The organism is Porticoccus hydrocarbonoclasticus MCTG13d (assembly GCF_000744735.1).
Taxonomy (GTDB): Bacteria; Pseudomonadota; Gammaproteobacteria; order Pseudomonadales; family Porticoccaceae; genus Porticoccus; species Porticoccus hydrocarbonoclasticus.
In genome coordinates this window covers 1,160,010-1,176,589 of the sequence record NZ_JQMM01000001.1, presented here as the reverse complement: position 1 = coordinate 1,176,589, position 16,580 = coordinate 1,160,010, and the positions used below count along the sequence as shown (strand labels likewise).

The 16,580-nt window shown below is 55.4% G+C and carries 12 protein-coding genes; 6 read left to right on the top strand and 6 right to left on the bottom strand.

Going from position 1 to position 16,580, the window contains the following annotated elements:
- Window position 1: 1 nt before the first annotated feature.
- The 4 genes from sat to U740_RS05555 all read left to right on the top strand — a co-directional run bounded on the left by sat (window position 2) and on the right by U740_RS05555 (window position 5,317).
- Window positions 2–1,192: a sulfate adenylyltransferase gene (gene sat / locus U740_RS05570; RefSeq protein WP_036859609.1), complete on the top strand. Its 1,191-nt coding sequence runs from the start codon at window positions 2–4 to the stop codon at window positions 1,190–1,192.
- Between the two features lie 70 nt (window positions 1,193–1,262).
- On the top strand, window positions 1,263–2,225 hold the full coding sequence (locus U740_RS05565; RefSeq protein ID WP_036859608.1) for a hypothetical protein: 963 nt from the start codon (window positions 1,263–1,265) through the stop codon (window positions 2,223–2,225).
- A gap of 124 nt (window positions 2,226–2,349) precedes the next feature.
- The gene (locus U740_RS05560) at window positions 2,350–3,828 is read left to right on the top strand and encodes a potassium/proton antiporter (RefSeq protein WP_036859607.1); all 1,479 of its coding nucleotides are present in this window, start codon (window positions 2,350–2,352) and stop codon (window positions 3,826–3,828) included.
- A gap of 115 nt (window positions 3,829–3,943) precedes the next feature.
- Entirely contained in the window at window positions 3,944–5,317 is a 1,374-nt protein-coding gene (locus U740_RS05555; RefSeq protein WP_036859606.1) for an FAD-binding oxidoreductase, read from the top strand.
- A 16-nt stretch (window positions 5,318–5,333) separates the two neighbouring features.
- On the opposite strand, the gene mce is transcribed toward U740_RS05555, so the two are convergent.
- From mce to scpA, 5 genes are all read right to left on the bottom strand, one after another.
- Window positions 5,334–5,744: a methylmalonyl-CoA epimerase gene (gene mce, locus U740_RS05550; protein WP_036859604.1), complete on the bottom strand. Its 411-nt coding sequence runs from the start codon at window positions 5,742–5,744 to the stop codon at window positions 5,334–5,336.
- A gap of 66 nt (window positions 5,745–5,810) precedes the next feature.
- Entirely contained in the window at window positions 5,811–6,788 is a 978-nt protein-coding gene (gene meaB / locus U740_RS05545) for a methylmalonyl Co-A mutase-associated GTPase MeaB (RefSeq protein WP_036859603.1), read from the bottom strand.
- 84 nt (window positions 6,789–6,872) lie between these two features.
- Window positions 6,873–8,861, bottom strand: coding sequence for an acetyl-CoA carboxylase biotin carboxylase subunit (locus tag U740_RS05540; protein WP_036859602.1), 1,989 nt, complete (start codon window positions 8,859–8,861; stop codon window positions 6,873–6,875).
- An 83-nt stretch (window positions 8,862–8,944) separates the two neighbouring features.
- Window positions 8,945–10,477 (bottom strand): acyl-CoA carboxylase subunit beta, encoded by a 1,533-nt coding sequence (locus U740_RS05535; protein ID WP_036859600.1) that lies wholly within the window; start codon window positions 10,475–10,477, stop codon window positions 8,945–8,947.
- Window positions 10,478–10,597: 120 nt separating this feature from the next.
- On the bottom strand, window positions 10,598–12,739 hold the full coding sequence (scpA, locus tag U740_RS05530) for a methylmalonyl-CoA mutase (protein WP_036859598.1): 2,142 nt from the start codon (window positions 12,737–12,739) through the stop codon (window positions 10,598–10,600).
- 310 nt (window positions 12,740–13,049) lie between these two features.
- On the opposite strand from scpA, the gene U740_RS05525 reads away from it, so the two are divergent.
- A complete protein-coding gene (locus U740_RS05525; RefSeq protein WP_235189815.1) occupies window positions 13,050–14,042 on the top strand; it encodes an AraC family transcriptional regulator in 993 nt (330 codons plus the stop codon).
- Here the strand turns inward: U740_RS05525 and U740_RS05520 are convergent.
- Window positions 14,039–14,863, bottom strand: coding sequence for an SDR family NAD(P)-dependent oxidoreductase (locus U740_RS05520; RefSeq protein ID WP_036859596.1), 825 nt, complete (start codon window positions 14,861–14,863; stop codon window positions 14,039–14,041). The genes U740_RS05525 and U740_RS05520 overlap by 4 nt on opposite strands.
- A 207-nt stretch (window positions 14,864–15,070) precedes the next feature.
- Between U740_RS05520 and U740_RS05515 the strand changes: the two genes are divergently transcribed.
- On the top strand, window positions 15,071–16,528 hold the full coding sequence (locus U740_RS05515; protein WP_036859595.1) for an NAD-dependent succinate-semialdehyde dehydrogenase: 1,458 nt from the start codon (window positions 15,071–15,073) through the stop codon (window positions 16,526–16,528).
- The last annotated feature ends 52 nt before the right edge of the window (window positions 16,529–16,580 follow it).

The window sequence follows — 16,580 nt, the reverse complement described above, 5'->3', positions numbered from 1 at the left end:
TTTGATCAGGCCCCACGGCTCAGACACATTGAACCCCCTCTTTGTTTACGATACAGAGCAACACCATCAACTGCTGAAAGAAGCTGAAGAGCTGCCTTCACTGCTGTTGAACTCCGCGGCAGCAGCCAACGCCGTCATGCTCGGGGCGGGATATTTCAATCCGCTGGAGGGTTACATGGGCCTGGCTGATGCCATGAGCGTGGCGGAAAAAATGCACACCACTGACGGGTTGTTCTGGCCAGTACCGGTCATTAACCTAGCAAAGGATGTCAGCGCGATCAGAGGCGCCAAACGTATCGCCCTGCGGGACCCGAACACCGAGGGCAATCCGGTAATGGCGATTATGGAGGTCGACCATATCGAAACTGTCTCGGACGAAGACATTGAAACCATGGCCGAACAGATTTTTGGCAATCTGGATCCGGAGCACCCCGGGGTAGCCACTTTCACCCATTTGGGAAACTATTTGATCTCAGGAAAACTGCAGGTATTGAGCTTCAGTTACTTTCAGAGTGATTTTCCCGACACCTTCCGCACCGCCGTGGAAATACGCAATGAGATCACCGAGCGTGGCTGGGAAAAAGTAATCGCTTTCCAGACCCGCAATCCGATGCACCGTGCTCACGAAGAACTCTGTCGCATGGCGATGGAACGCCTTGATGCCGACGGCGTGGTTATCCATATGCTGTTGGGACGACTGAAAAAAGGGGATATTCCTGCACCGGTTCGCGATGCCTGTATCCGTACCATGGTAGAGCACTACTTTCCGAAAAATACCGTCATGGTCACCGGCTATGGCTTCGACATGCTCTATGCCGGGCCCCGCGAGGCCGTGCTGCATGCCCTGTTCCGCCAGAACATGGGGGCCACTCACCTGATTGTGGGACGCGACCATGCAGGTGTCGGCGATTACTACGGAGCCTTCGATGCACAAACCATCTTCGACGAAAAAGTACCGGACGATGCGCTGGACATCGAGATCTTCCGGGCCGATCACACCGCCTTCTCCACCAAGCTCGGCCGGGTGGTGATGATGAATGAGGCGGAAGATCACCAGAAAGAGGACTTTATCCTGCTGTCCGGCACCAAAGTGCGCCAAATGCTGGGAGACGGCATCGCGCCACCACCCGAGTTTTCCCGCCCTGAAGTCGCCAAAATACTGATGGATTACTACCAGTCCGAGCACCAATAAATAATACCTGTTAGTGAATAGCGGGACATGTCTACCCCGCTATACGCCATCCTCCAGACAAGGATTTTTCATGGCCGATTTTGATGTATTCAACGGTGATGCCGATGGTATCTGTGCGCTGACACAACTGCGGTTGGCAGAACCCCGCCAGAGCAGCCTGATTACTGGGGTAAAACGCAATATCAGCCTTCTGAAAACTGTCGCGGCCCAGCCCGGTGACCGAATCACCGTACTGGATATCTCCATGGACAAGAACCGTCCCGATCTGGAGCGGTTACTGAGGGATGGCGCAAAGGTATTTTACGTGGATCATCACTTTTCCGGCGCTATTCCGGAGACAGGAAAGCTCACTGCCCTGATTAACGAGGCACCGGATACCTGTACCAGCTTGCTGGTTAACCAGCACCTAAGGAATGCTTTCGCCGCCTGGGCGGTGGTCGGTGCATTTGGCGACAACCTCAATCAACAGGCAGAGACGCTGGCCGACGTGGTATTACAGTACAGCGATACCGACCTCAGACAGCTGCAAAAGCTTGGCATTTATATCAACTATAACGGTTACGGTGCTTCCGTAGATGATTTATACATCCCTCCTGCCGAGCTCTTTCGGCGGACCAGTCTTTATACAGACCCTCTGGAGTTCATCCACCTCGACAATGAATACTTCGATAAACTGGAAAATGGCTACCACAGCGATATGGCGGCGGCCGCAGACATTGCAGCCGAGAAAACGTCGGACACCACAGCGGTATTCATTCTGCCGAACGAAGCCTGGGCCAGACGGGTCAGCGGTGTCTTCAGCAATCAACTGACCAATGGTCATCCCGACCGGGCCCATGCCGTTCTCACGGAAACATCCCAGGGCGAGTATCTGGTAAGCGTACGAGCGCCACTGAATAACCGCCAGGGCGCCGCGGATTTATGCCGCCGTTTCCCCACCGGCGGCGGCCGTGCGGCGGCGGCAGGCATCAACAACCTGCCCGCCAGAATGCTGGCTGATTTTATCGATGCGTTCGAAGCCAGTTATACCTGACCCCACTCCTATTCGATTGGAGCCGCGTGCTGTCCCGCTAGCATCCAATTGTCCTCACAGATTAAACTGTTATTGATTGTCACGCGGCGACCATGAAAATACCGACTAACCCCTGAGGAAGAACATGCTATCACTCGACTTCCTTGCCCTACCCTTAATGGCCGCAGCAGCACTGATTTTTGTGGCAGTATTTGCCGGCATCATTTCATCGCGGGTCGGTTTTCCTTTTCTGCTGGTTTTTCTCATTGTCGGTATGCTAAGTGGCGAGGACGGCATAGGTGGTATCAGTTTTGACAATTTTGCACTGAGCTTCTGGGTGGGTAACATCGCCCTTGCCGTCATTCTGGTGGATGGTGGACTGCGCACCGACTTTGCCACTTTTCGCACCGGACTCAAACCGTCACTGATACTGGCGACACTCGGCGTATTACTGTCCGCGGGCCTCACGGGCCTCGCCGCCATGTGGCTGCTGGGGCTCAGCTGGCCAATGGCCATGTTGCTGGGCGCGATCGTCGGCTCCACCGATGCCGCCGCCGTGTTTTCCCTGCTCAAATCCTGCGGCGTGCGACTCAACGAGCGGGTCGCCGCCACGCTGGAAATCGAGTCCGGCATGAACGACCCAATGGCGGTCTACCTCACCCTGACGTTTATCAGTATCGCCCTGATTTATAACGCTGGCGAGACGCTGGCTTTCAATGGCTGGACCACCCTGCTCAGCCTGACCACGCAGTTTGGTATAGGCGGGCTGATCGGCTACCTGGCCGGCATCGCCATGGCCAGCGCCGTCAACCGTATTCGGGGTATGCTGGACAGCGGTGCCGGAATACTCGCCCTGCTATTGATGTCAGCCGGTATTGGCGTATTTGCCTTTGCCACCTGGGTGGGCGGTTCGGGATTTCTCGCGATCTACCTGTTCGGCCTGATGGTGGGCAACCGGGCTCGCCGGAGCGTTCGCCAGGCCCTGTCAGCAATGGATGGCTTTGCCTGGCTGTCCCAGGCCCTGATGTTCCTGCTGCTGGGCTTGCTGGTCACCCCCAGCGAGGTGGCAGACGGTCTGCTTCCGGCACTGGGTATCGCGCTGTTACTGATTCTGGTTGCGCGCCCACTAGCTGTGTCGCTGTGCCTGCTGCCATTTCACTTCACACGCAGGGAAACATTTTTTATCGCCTGGGTAGGCCTTCGCGGTGCAGTGCCGGTCGTGCTTGCTATTTTTCCCATGATGGTGGATCTGGAGGGAGCAAAAACCCTTTTCAATGTTGCTTTTGTGGTCGTAGCAACCTCATTGCTGTTGCAGGGGGGCAGCCTCGCCTGGGTGGCACGACGACTGGGACTGGTACTACCGGAAAAGGATGACAGGAAAAACTTCCGCAGGGTGTTCGGGGATTTTGTGCTGGATGGCAGAATTCCCCTGGGGGAAATCTGCCAGTTCTATGACTTGCCGGAACCCCCGGATGCCGACCAGAATCTTGGCAGCTGGATTGCCGGACAATTGCGCCGACCACCCATTATCGGCGACAAGGTGAACATTGGCACAGCTATCTTTGTGGTGCGACAACTCGATAATCGCGAGATCACGGTAGTTGGTATGAAGTTACCGTCCTAGATATTATGACTGTATGTATGCTGCAAAATGGTTGATGGTGGCTATGGCAATTTTAACCGGGCCATAAGCGGCAAAACCCCGCATACCTGCCACGCACAAACAGGACCACTGGGCAATGAATGAGCTGCTCGCAAGATTACGGAAAATTTTGGATCCTCAGGGTATTATCGAAAACGGTATTTCTGAACGGGTTACCGATGGCTGGGGAGCATCCGAATGCCGCGCACCCGCGATTATTCGACCCACCAATACCAGTCAACTCAGTGAAGTGATGAAACACTGTTTCGCCGCAGGGCAAAAAGTGGTCACTCACGGCGGTTGTACCAACATGACCCGAGGTTGCGTGAGCAGCAGTGATGAGCTGGTCATTTCACTGGAGCGCATGACCGCCCTTGAGTCTGTCGACCTCATAAATGGCACCATGACTGTTCAGGCTGGGGCCCCTCTGCAGCTGGTACAACAACGGGCCGAAACGGCAGGCCTGATGTTCGCGCTTGATCTCGGTGCACGGGGCAGCGCCACTATCGGTGGCAATATCGCCACCAACGCCGGTGGCAACCAGGTTATCCGCTATGGTATGGCGCGCGAGCAGGTGCTGGGACTGGAGGTGGTGCTGGCCGACGGGCGCATTCTCAGCAGCATGAATCAGATGCTGAAAAACAACGCCGGTTACGACCTGAAGCACCTGTTTATCGGCAGTGAGGGAACGCTGGGTATCATCACTCGAGCCGTGCTAAGGCTGCGCCCCCTGTTGCCGGTGTGTCATACCGCCATGGTGGCAACGACCCGGTTCGACCAGATGTCCCGACTGCTGCGGCATATGGCTGGCGCGCTCGGCGGTAAACTCAGTGCTTTTGAGGCACTCTGGCAAAGCTATTATCAGATTGCCTGCCGGGGCGATGGCATGGGCGCCCCTCCACTGCCGCCCGATTATCCGTTTTATGTATTAATCGAGGCCAGTGGTGCTAATCGAGACGCTGACCGGGAAGAATTCCTGCAGGCACTCAATGAAGCGCTTGCATCGGGATTGCTGGCCGATGCCGTACTGGCTGAAAGTAGCCAGCAACAGCAGGCCATGTGGGCCATTCGCGACAACATCCCGTCATTACTACCCTATCAACCGATGATTCTGTTTGATGTCAGTCTGCCTGTCAGCACCATGGAAAACTATCTACTGGCCGTGGAAAAAAATCTGAAGGCCATCGACCGCTCACTTTTTATAGCCACCCTCGGTCACCTGGGGGATGGGAACCTACATCTGGCAGTCCAGCTCGGCAACGACACTAAAGCCCGGCGTACAGCAGTGGAAAAGGCGATCTATCGACCATTGCAGGAGCGGGGGGCTTCGATTTCCGGAGAACATGGTATCGGCCTGGAGAAAAAAGGCTATCTGCAGATCAGTCGGAATGAAACGGAAATTCAGGTAATGCGTCAGTTGAAACAGTTATTCGATCCCCATTGCCTGCTTAACTGCGGCAAGGTCATCTAGCCCCGGAGAGTATTTTTTACAGGCAGACCTGTTCAATTTCCACCAGCGTACCGCAGAAATCCTTGGGATGGAGAAACAGCACCGGCTTGCCATGGGCACCGATTTTCGGCTCGCCATTGCCCAGCACCCGGGCACCCGCAGCGACCAGTTTGTCGCGGGCAGTAATAATATCATCCACCTCGTAACACAGGTGGTGCATACCACCATCCACATTGCGCTCAAGGAATTTCGCCACGGGCGAATTCTCCCCGAGGGGTAACAATAATTCGATCTTGGTATTCGGTAATTCAACAAAGGCGACCCGGACACCGTGTTCGGGCAGATCAATGGGTTCGGAGACGGTTGCGCCCAACGCATCCCGATAGGTGGTCATCGCCCTGTCGAGATCAGGGACCACAATAGCGACATGATTCAGTTTGCCTATCATAGGATTACCTTTTGATATCCGGTTAAATTCAATACAGCCAAAGGCGTTTGAGCAACACCCAAAAAGCTAGCCAAGAAAGGCTTCCACCAGTTGTTTTGCCGCCACGGTAGCCGGGATTCGGCCAGCTGTCACATCAGCTTCCAGCTGATCCACTAGGGCTTTTACCGCCTCATTTTCTTTCAGTTCGCCCAGCAGACTGTCAGCTGTTTCGCTCCACATCCAGGCCCGAGCCTGCGCAGCGCGGCGGGACTCGATTTCGCCCGCATCGCCAAGCACCTGCCGATATTCTTCAACGGTCTGCCATATTTTCTGCACACCTTCTCCCTGCAGCGCCGAAAGCGGTTCAACCTGAACCTGCCAATGTCGACTGCGGGGGTGCAGGAAGTGAACTGCCATGCGATAGTCCGCTACAGTCCGGTTGGCGGCCGCCTGCTGGTCGCCATCCGCCTTGTTCACCAGAATCAAATCTGCCAGCTCCATAATACCGCGCTTGATACCCTGCAGCTCATCACCGCCACCGGGCAACAGCAACAACAAAAACATATCGGTCATCTGTGCCACGGCGGTTTCCGACTGACCGACACCCACAGTTTCCACAATGATCACATCAAATCCCGCCGCTTCACAGAGCAGCAGGGTTTCACGGGTGCGGCGGGTTACCCCGCCCAGAGTTTGTCCGGCCGGGGAGGGTCGTATATAAGCATCGGGGTGGCGGGCGAGTGTTTCCATACGGGTTTTGTCGCCCAGAATCGAGCCACCACTGAGTGCCGAGGTGGGATCTACAGCCAGCACGGCCAACCGATGCCCCTGGCTGATCACATGGTTGCCAAAGGACTCGATAAACGTCGATTTGCCCACGCCGGGCACACCGGAAATACCAAGCCGAATCGAGTTGCCTGTGTAGGGCATAATCAGTTCGAGCAAACGGGCAGCCGCCTCCCGGTGATCTGCACGGGTCGATTCGACCAGTGTAATTCCCTTGGCAAGGGCACGACGGTCGCCGCTGCGGATACCCTCGGCAAGCTCCTGTGGATTAATCTGCAATGACCATCTCCAAGCTCGTACCAGCGTCCATTTTACCCGGCCAATGCAGGCTGCCAACCCGATTGCGGGCAGAGAGGCCGGCGATTACTCAAATTCAATGATCGGCTGGTCTACCTTGAGGCTGTCACCGGCCGCTGCAGAAACAGTTTTCACCACGCCGTCGGATATCGCTCTCAGGCTGTTTTCCATCTTCATGGCCTCAACAACAGCCACTTCCTCACCGGCCTTCACCTGATCACCTTCCTTCACATTCAGTTTCACCAGCAAACCAGGCATGGGGGACAACAGGAATTTGGACAGGTCAGCGGGCTCCTTGACCAGCATATGCTGACTTAACTCTGCAGTGCGAGGAGTCACCACATAGGCGTGTTTTTCTGCACCGCGATGAAACATCCTGAACAGCCAGCCATCGCGATCCACCTGAATGCAAACGGCCTGCCCGTTGATAACCGCCTTGAACAGCGGCTCACCGAGTTTCCAGTCTGTCTCCACCCGATATTCATCGCCACCCATGGTCGCCACGACCGGTTCCACAGAAGTATCCACCGAAATGGGATAGCGAGTATCATCGCCCTCCATCATCACTACCCAATCGTTGGAGGGACAGTATTCCAGGCTGGGTAACTGGCCGGTAATCAGGGCACTGCGATCGCGGAATTTCTTATTGATCACGGCGGCGGCCACCACGCAGAGCGCGGGATCCTCCTGGGGTACCAGATCGGGGCTGAAGCCCTCAGGATATTCCTCGGCAATAAAATTGGTAGTCAACTTACCGGCCACAAAGCGTGGGTGAACCATCAGTGCATTGAGGAAACTGATATTGTGATTGACGCCCCGGATATAGTAGGCGTCCAGCGCTCCCACCATCCGCTGAGTGGCCTCCTTACGATCTTTACCATAAGTAATTAGTTTGGCGATCATCGGATCGTAAAACATCGAGACTTCGCCGCCTTCGAAAACACCGGTATCCACCCGGACACCCTCTCCCGTTGGCGGACGGTAGCGAATCAGCCTACCCACAGAGGGCATAAAATTACGGAATGGGTCCTCGGCATACACACGGGTTTCAATCGCCCAGCCCGTCAGTGTTACATCCTCCTGAGCCAGCGGCAGTTTTTCACCGGCGGCAACGCGGATCATCAGCTCCACCAGATCCTGACCGGTGACCAGCTCTGTCACCGGGTGTTCCACCTGCAGGCGGGTATTCATTTCCAGGAAGTAAAAATTCATCTCGGCATCGGCGATAAACTCCACCGTACCGGCCGACTTGTAATCCACCGCTTTGGCCAACGCTATGGCCTGTTCACCCATTTTTCGCCGCACTTCCGGGGTCAGGAAGGGCGATGGGGCCTCTTCAATTACTTTCTGGTGGCGGCGCTGGATGGAGCATTCACGCTCGCCCAGGTAGATGGTGTTGCCGTAGCTGTCGGCCATCACCTGGATTTCGATGTGCCGTGGCTCCTGAATAAACTTTTCAATAAAAACACGGTCGTCGCCAAAGCTGGATCGGGCTTCGTTGGTGGCGCGCTCAAAACCGTCGCGACATTCTTCATCGTTCCAGGCCACACGCATGCCTTTGCCGCCACCACCGGCAGAGGCCTTGAGCATCACCGGGTATCCAATGTCATTGGAAATCTCCACAGCCTGCTCGGCATCCTTCACCACATCGGTATAACCGGGAATGGTGCTGACACCCGCTTCAGCGGCAATCCGCTTGGAAGTGATCTTGTCACCCATGGACTCAATCGCCCTGACCCCGGGCCCGATAAAGGCAATACCCGCGGCATCCAGCGCCTGACAAAACAGCTTGTTTTCCGAGAGAAAACCGTAACCGGGGTGCACCGCATCAGCACCGGTCTGCTGACAGGCAGCTATAATTTTGTCGATTACCAGATAGCTTTCAGCGGAGGCTGAGGGGCCGATGTGAACGGCTTCATCCGCCAGAGCCACATGCAGGGCATCCCGGTCTGCATCGGAGTAGACTGCAACCGTTCCGATGCCCATTGCCTTGGCCGTACGGAACACTCGACAGGCGATTTCACCTCTATTAGCAACAAGAATTTTTTTAAACATTACTGTCTCTTCTTTATTGTCTGCCTACAGGTTGCAGGCGTTTTCCTGGTTTTGTAAATACAGGCCCTGGCGCAATCCCCCACTTACAACGGAATATTGCCGTGCTTCCGCCAGGGATTCTCCAGTTGCTTGTCGCGCAACATGGAAAGCGATCTCGCCACCCGCTTGCGGGTCAGGCTGGGCAAAATCACATCATCGATAAACCCGCGTTTACCGGCAATAAAAGGGTTGGCAAATTTCTCCCGGTATTCCTGCTCGCGGGCAGCAATTTTTTCCTGATTGCCGATATCCTTGCGGAAAATAATCTCCACGGCGCCTTTCGGCCCCATCACTGCGATTTCCGCCGTTGGCCAGGCGAGATTGACATCACCACGCAGGTGTTTCGACGACATCACATCGTAGGCACCACCGTAGGCCTTGCGAGTGATCACGGTCACTTTGGGGACGGTACATTCCGCATAGGCGTACAACAACTTGGCACCGTGCTTGATGATGCCACCATACTCCTGTGTCGTGCCGGGCATGAAGCCGGGCACATCGACAAACGTCAGCACCGGGATATTGAAGGCATCACAGAAACGGATAAAGCGGGCTCCCTTTTTCGATGCATCAATATCCAGACAACCGGCCAGCACCATCGGCTGGTTGGCAACCACACCCACGGTAGACCCTTCGATGCGGATAAAACCAATCACCAGGTTGGCTGCATAGTCGGGCTGCAACTCAAAAAAGTCACCCTCGTCCGCCACTTTTACAATCAGCTCTTTCATGTCGTAGGGCTGATTCGGGTCATCGGGAATCAGCGTATCCAGAGATGCTTCGGCTCGATCTGCCGGGTCTTCCGTTGGCCAGACAGGTGGTTTCTCCTGATTGTTGGCTGGCAGGAATGTGATAAAACGGCGCAACTTGACAAGGGCCTCCACATCATTTTCAAACGCCAGGTCCGCCACGCCGGATTTGGACGAATGGGTAACGGCCCCTCCGAGCTGCTCCGCGGTGACCGTCTCGTGGGTCACGGTTTTCACTACCTCGGGACCGGTCACAAACATATAGGAGCTGTCTTTGACCATAAAAATAAAGTCTGTGATGGCGGGAGAATACACCGCCCCACCCGCACAGGGACCCATGATCATGGAAATTTGTGGAATGACACCGGACGCCATGACATTGCGTTGAAACACGTCGGCATAGCCACCCAGGGAGGCCACACCCTCCTGAATCCGTGCACCACCGGAATCATTCAGCCCGATTACCGGGGCACCCACTTTCATGGCGTGATCCATCAGCTTACAGATTTTTTCTGCATGGGTTTCCGACAGGGAACCACCAAAAACCGTGAAGTCCTGGCTAAATACAAACACCAGCCGACCATTGACGGTACCGTAGCCAATGACCACACCATCGCCGGGAATATGCTCCTGTTCCATGCCAAAATCGGTACAGCGATGCTCGACAAACATATCCCACTCCTCAAATGAGCCGGGATCCAACAGCAAATCAATACGCTCACGAGCGGTCAGTTTGCCTTTGCTATGCTGGGCATCGATACGCTTCTGCCCACCGCCCATACGGGCTTTTTCACGCATGGCTTCCAACTGTTCCATAATTTCGTACATAGGGTTCTCCCAATCCTGGCTACCGAATCAAAACCCGGCAACACCTCATTCTGTTGTTCTAATAATGTACACACGCCCGCCAGAGACTGGCTTGCCGGTGCCCCTTTCAAAAAGCGGAGCTTATTGTTCACTCAGCAGCGCAATCACCTCGGCAGCCGCCTGAGGAATATTGGTACCCGGCCCATAGATAGCGGCCACTCCCGCATCAAAGAGCTCCTGGTAATCCTGAGGCGGAATAACACCGCCACAAACCACCTTGATATCACTGCCACCCTCTTTGCGCAGTGCGGCAATCAACTGGGGCACCAGCGTTTTATGACCAGCGGCCTGGGAAGACACTCCCACCACATGGACGTCATTTTCGATCGCCATGCGGGCCGCCTCTTCCGGGGTTTGAAACATCGGGCTGATATCCACATCAAAACCGATGTCGGCAAAAGCCGTGGCAATGACCTTGGCACCACGATCGTGACCATCTTGCCCCATTTTTGCCACCAGCATCCTGGGACGGCGACCGGCCCGTTCGGCAAAGGCCGAGACGCTCGCCTGAATGGCAGCAAAGGCCTCATCACCTTCATAAGCTGAACCGTAAACTCCACTGATGGTACGGGTTATCGCCTTGTGACGACCCCAGATTTTTTCCAGTGCAAATGAGATTTCCCCCACTGTGGCGCGGGCCCGAGCGGCATCTACCGCCAATTCCAGCAGGTTGCCCTCCCCCGATTCCGCCGCCGCGGTGAGTGCATCCAGCGCCTGCTGGCAGGCATTGTTGTCGCGGTTGTCACGCAGAGCCTGCAATCTCTCTACCTGTGATTCGCGTACGGCACTGTTATCAATATTGAGGATATCCACCGGGGATTCCTCAGCCTGCTGGTACTTATTGACACCGACAATGACTTCTTCCCCTCGGTCAATTCTGGCCTGTCGTTCTGCCGCCGCCTGCTCAATGCGGAGTTTCGGCATACCGGACTCCACCGCCTTGGTCATCCCACCCATTTCCTCGACTTCCTCAATCAGGATGCGGGCTTCCTTGACGAGCTGGTCAGTGAGGCTTTCCACATAGTAGGAACCGGCCAGCGGGTCCACCACGTTAGTGATGCCGGTTTCTTCCTGAATGACCAATTGCGTATTACGGGCAATTCGAGCGGAGAACTCGGTTGGCAGGGCCAACGCCTCATCCAGTGCGTTGGTGTGGAGGGATTGGGTGCCACCCAGTACAGCGGACATGGCTTCGATCGTGGTTCGAATAACGTTGTTATATGGGTCCTTGCTGGTCAGGCTGACACCGGATGTCTGGCAGTGGGTGCGCAGCATCAGCGATTTGTTGTCCCGGGGGTCGAATTTCTCCTTCATCAGCGTCGCCCAGAGAATCCGCGCGGCCCGCAGCTTGGCAATTTCCATAAAGAAATTCATGCCGATGGCGAAGAAAAATGACAGGCGTGGCGCAAATTTATCCACGTCCAGACCGCTGGCAATCGCAGTGCGCACGTACTCGATACCATCGGCAATGGTATAGGCCAGCTCCTGCACATTGGTGGCACCGGCTTCCTGCATATGATAACCGGAAATGGAAATGGAGTTGAATTTGGGCATGTGCTGGGCTGTATAGCCAATAATGTCGGAAACGATTCGCATCGAGGGCGCTGGGGGATAGATATAGGTATTGCGCACCATAAATTCCTTGAGAATGTCATTTTGCAGGGTTCCCGCCAGCTTGTCCGGGGTCACACCCTGCTCTTCGGCAGCAACAATGTAATTGGCCATGACTGGCAGCACGGCACCGTTCATGGTCATGGACACCGAAACCTGATCGAGGGGAATGCTGTCGAACAGCACCTTCATATCCTCAACCGAATCGATGGCGACCCCGGCCTTGCCCACATCCCCCACGACTCGCTCATGGTCCGAGTCGTAACCACGGTGAGTGGGCAGGTCGAACGCTACTGAGAGGCCCTGTTGTCCGGCCGCCAGATTACGGCGATAAAAGGCATTGGACGCCTCGGCGGTGGAGAACCCGGCGTACTGCCGGACGGTCCATGGACGTCCTGCATACATGGTGGCCTTGGGACCCCGTTTGAACGGTGAGAATCCGGGCAGGTTGTCCAAATGCGCCAGGCCCGCCAAGTCCTCGGCAGTGTAGAGCGGTTTTACCGCAATACCTTCCGGGGTATTCCAGACAAGATCCTCGGGTGTTTTACCCTTGGTCTCCTTGGCCGCAAGGGCAGCCCATTCACGGTATGAAGGTTTGGCGCTATCGGTCATCGAACACTACCTCTAATCAACTCAATCCCGCGCAAATTGCGCTCTGCTGTTATCTGTACTTTCAATATAGCGGGTATATAGCGTTGGCGTTACCCTTGTGGTCACCATCAGCTGCAGGCAATAACGGGATTTCCAATGTGGGCGCACTATGGCGGAGCAGCCCAGTTGAAACAAGGGCAAATTTATTCGCCAAAACTCACTGATTATTTCAGATAATTGTGCTTTGAAACCATTTCATAGCTACAATAGTACATAAACTCACATTTCATAGCAGGCCGCCCTTATCGCCACCATCTCGCACCACCATGTTGTGACCTGCCTGCACGGCATTCTTGAACGCCAGCAAAATGAGCAGGTATTGCTGGCAAGGGCCGGGATTAACCCTGCCAGTGTGCAAAATTCAAGAGACCGGGTACACACCGACCAGGTGGCCCGCCTGTTTCGACTGGTGCAGCAGGCACTTGACGACGAGTTCATGGGCTTCACCTCACAAGCTTGCAAATATGGCATCTTTGCCACCGCCTGCGATCTGGTCAGGCACTGCCGCACTCTGGGGGAGCTGCTGGAAAAAGTGGTCGCATTTTATAATCTGATCACCGACGCGATGGTCATGACACTGGACATTCAGGACAGCTCGGCGCGTTTCAGTGTCGCCCTGCAACAGCCAGAGTTGGATGTCGGGCATTTCATCACCGAGTTCCAGATGGTGATCTGGCACCGTTTTCCGAGTTGGTTTATCGGCGAGGCCATCCGTCTCAGGGCAACGCATTTCATTCACCCCGCACCTGATCACAAAAACGAGCTGCGTGTGATGTTTCCGGGTACGCTATTGTTTGAGCAGTCCAGCAACAGCCTTTATTTCGATGCGCAATATCTGGACAAGCCCCTGGTTCGAACCAGCCGAGAACTGGATGCGTTTCTTGCCGTTCACCCCGCCGATATCATGACGATTCCGGGCGAAGACAACAGCCTTGAGGCACAGATAGAACGGATTTTCCTCAAAAACAGTCACGGGCGCCCCTCTTTTCCGAAAGCAGAAGCCCTGGCCAAACAGCTGCGCATAAGCCCGCTCACCCTCTATCGAAGGCTGCTGCAGGAGGGCACCAGTTATCAGAAAATCAAGGACAATATTCGCCGGGAAATGGCGATCGACAAACTGGTGAATAAGCAATTGTCTGTGGACGAGGTATCGGAGCTGGTCGGCTTTGAGGAACCGCGCTCTTTCACACGCGCCTTCAAGCAGTGGACCGGCCTGAGTCCGAGAAATTACTGTAAATACCACCGGGGTAGTCCACCGGATTAAATTTCCAGCCCGCCACCCACCACCAGTGTTTGACCACTGATGTAATTGGATTCCGGTATGCAGAGCAGGTATACCGCATCGGCGGCCTCTTTTGCAGTACCGGTGCGACCCAATGGAACCAGCGACTTGAGCAGCGAAGTCATCTGTTCACTGACACCGACCCGAATGTCTTTACCCGCTATGTTAATGGTCGGATTCTCGCTGGCGGGACTGGTGAGCCGGGTCTCGATAAATCCGAAAGCCACCGCATTGACATTCACATTGTAGCGCCCCCACTCCTTGCACAGGGTTTTGGTCATACCGACCACGCCCGCCTTGGCCGCCGAGTAGGCCAGCTGCCCGGCATTGCCGCCCAGCCCGGAGATCGAAGACACATTGACAATCTTGCGATGAACCTGCTCGCCCCCCTCCACCTCCAGCGTATGAAAGGCTTTGATGAAGGGCTGGGCTGCCTTGAGGATACGGTAGGGGGCCGTCATATGCACATCCAGCATGGCATACCACTGCTCGTCGTCAATTTTCTGAATCACATTATCCCAAGTGTACCCGGCATTGTTGATGATGATGTCCAGGTCATCAAACGCATCCACCGCTGCTTTCACAAACCGCACACCAAAATCTTCTGCAGTGACACTGCCGGGACAAACCACCACTTCGGAGCCCAACCCCTGAATGTCACTGACCAACTTTTCAAGCGGTTCGGCATCCAGATCATTGATCACCAGCCGGGCGCCCTCACTGGCCAATTTCATTGCTATTTCACGACCTATGCCGCGACCGGCACCGGTCACCAGCGCCACTTTTCCCGCCAACTTTTTCATCGCCTTACTTCCACTTCAACGCTGATCAAATAAACCAGCTGACCCGTGACAGTGTACCGCCCTCTCTCTTTACGAGCACTGGCGTTACACAGTACTCTGAGCAGACGTCTACACTGTCCAATGATTTGCCGGAAAAAGCATAGCGATTCACCCTGCGCACTACAACTCAGACCACACCGGCACCGCTGATCCAAACAGGTTTCGTCTATGACACTACAACTCAATGATGCTTCGCTGCTGAAATACCAGGCCTATATCGACGGGCACTGGGTGTCTGCTGACAACGGCAAGACCCTGACTGTGACCAATCCCGTCGACGATTCCCCACTGGCCGAGGTGGCCAGCTGCGGCACCGAGGAAACCCGCCGGATGATCGAGGCCGCCAACCGCGTCCAGCCAGGTTGGGCGGCGACGACAGCCAAACAGCGTGCGACCCTTTTGCGCGACTGGTACAACCTGATCATTGAGCACCAGGAAGATCTGGCCAGAATTCTTACCGCCGAGCAGGGCAAACCCCTCAGCGAGGCCCGCGGCGAAATTCTCTATGGCGCCAGCTATCTCGAGTGGTTTGCTGAAGAGGCGAAACGCCTCTACGGCGATCTGATTCCGGCACCCGCCAGCGACAAGCGGCTAATGGTATTAAAGCAGCCTGTCGGCGTGGTGGCCTGTATTACCCCATGGAACTTCCCCTGTGCCATGCTGGCTCGCAAAATTGCGCCGGCCATAGCGGCTGGCTGCGCCGTGGTATGCAAACCCGCCAGTGCAACCCCGTTATCGGCACTGGCACTGGTGGCACTGGCCGAACGGGCCGGGGCTCCGGCAGGACTGATAAATATCGCTGCAGGCAATAGTAAAACCATCGGCGCAGAACTCACCCGCAACCCACTGGTTCGAAAACTCACCTTCACCGGGTCTACGGCGGTGGGCAAACAGTTAATGGCTGCCTGTACCGATACTGTCAAACGCACTTCCATGGAACTGGGCGGCAACGCCCCGTTCATTGTGTTTGAAGATGCCGATCTGGATGCAGCCGTGGCCGGTGCCCTGGCCGCCAAGTATCGCAATGCCGGACAAACCTGTATCTGTGCCAACCGGTTGCTGGTTCAGGCAGGCATTTACGATCGTTTTGCAGAAAAATTTACCCGTGCTGTGACTCAGCTGAATATGGGCTGCGGCACGAAAGACGGTGTCGATATCGGTCCGCTGATCAGCAGCCAAGCCGCTGATGACGTATATGACCTGATCGAGGATGCCACGCATAAAGGTGCCAAAGTACTGACCGGCGGTAGCCGGGGAACCGGAAGTTTCATTCAACCCACGGTATTGAGCAACGCCACGACTGATATGCGAGTGTTCGCGGAAGAAATTTTCGGACCGGTCGCACCACTGTTCAGGTTCGAGACCGAAGCCGAGGCGATTCAGTTGGCCAATGATACAGAATTTGGTCTTGCCGCCTATTTCTACTCCCGGGATCTTAGCCGTATCTGGCGAGTGGCAGAACAGCTGGAATACGGCATTGTGGGAGTTAACGAAGGTCTTGTCTCAAACGAAATGGCACCTTTTGGTGGCATCAAATACTCCGGCCAGGGACGGGAGGGATCCCGCTACGGCCTCGATGACTACCTTGAGCTGAAGTACCTCTGTCTGGGTGGTATCGATGCTTAATACGGGCTCGCCATATGGCTCGGCAGTCACCTGCAGACCGATGCGCATGACC

Bases quoted from the DNA above. Each gene is read 5' to 3' on its own strand.
- U740_RS05565 (WP_036859608.1), top strand. From the start codon at position 1,263: ATGGCCGATTTTGATGTATTCAACGGTGATGCCGATGGTATCTGTGCG.
- U740_RS05560 (WP_036859607.1), top strand. From the start codon at position 2,350: ATGCTATCACTCGACTTCCTTGCCCTACCCTTAATGGCCGCAGCAGCA.
- U740_RS05555 (WP_036859606.1), top strand. From the start codon at position 3,944: ATGAATGAGCTGCTCGCAAGATTACGGAAAATTTTGGATCCTCAGGGT.
- mce (WP_036859604.1), bottom strand. From the start codon at position 5,744: ATGATAGGCAAACTGAATCATGTCGCTATTGTGGTCCCTGATCTCGAC.
- U740_RS05540 (WP_036859602.1), bottom strand. From the start codon at position 8,861: ATGTTTAAAAAAATTCTTGTTGCTAATAGAGGTGAAATCGCCTGTCGA.
- U740_RS05535 (WP_036859600.1), bottom strand. From the start codon at position 10,477: ATGTACGAAATTATGGAACAGTTGGAAGCCATGCGTGAAAAAGCCCGT.
- scpA (WP_036859598.1), bottom strand. From the start codon at position 12,739: ATGACCGATAGCGCCAAACCTTCATACCGTGAATGGGCTGCCCTTGCG.
- U740_RS05520 (WP_036859596.1), bottom strand. From the start codon at position 14,863: ATGAAAAAGTTGGCGGGAAAAGTGGCGCTGGTGACCGGTGCCGGTCGC.
- U740_RS05515 (WP_036859595.1), top strand. From the start codon at position 15,071: ATGACACTACAACTCAATGATGCTTCGCTGCTGAAATACCAGGCCTAT.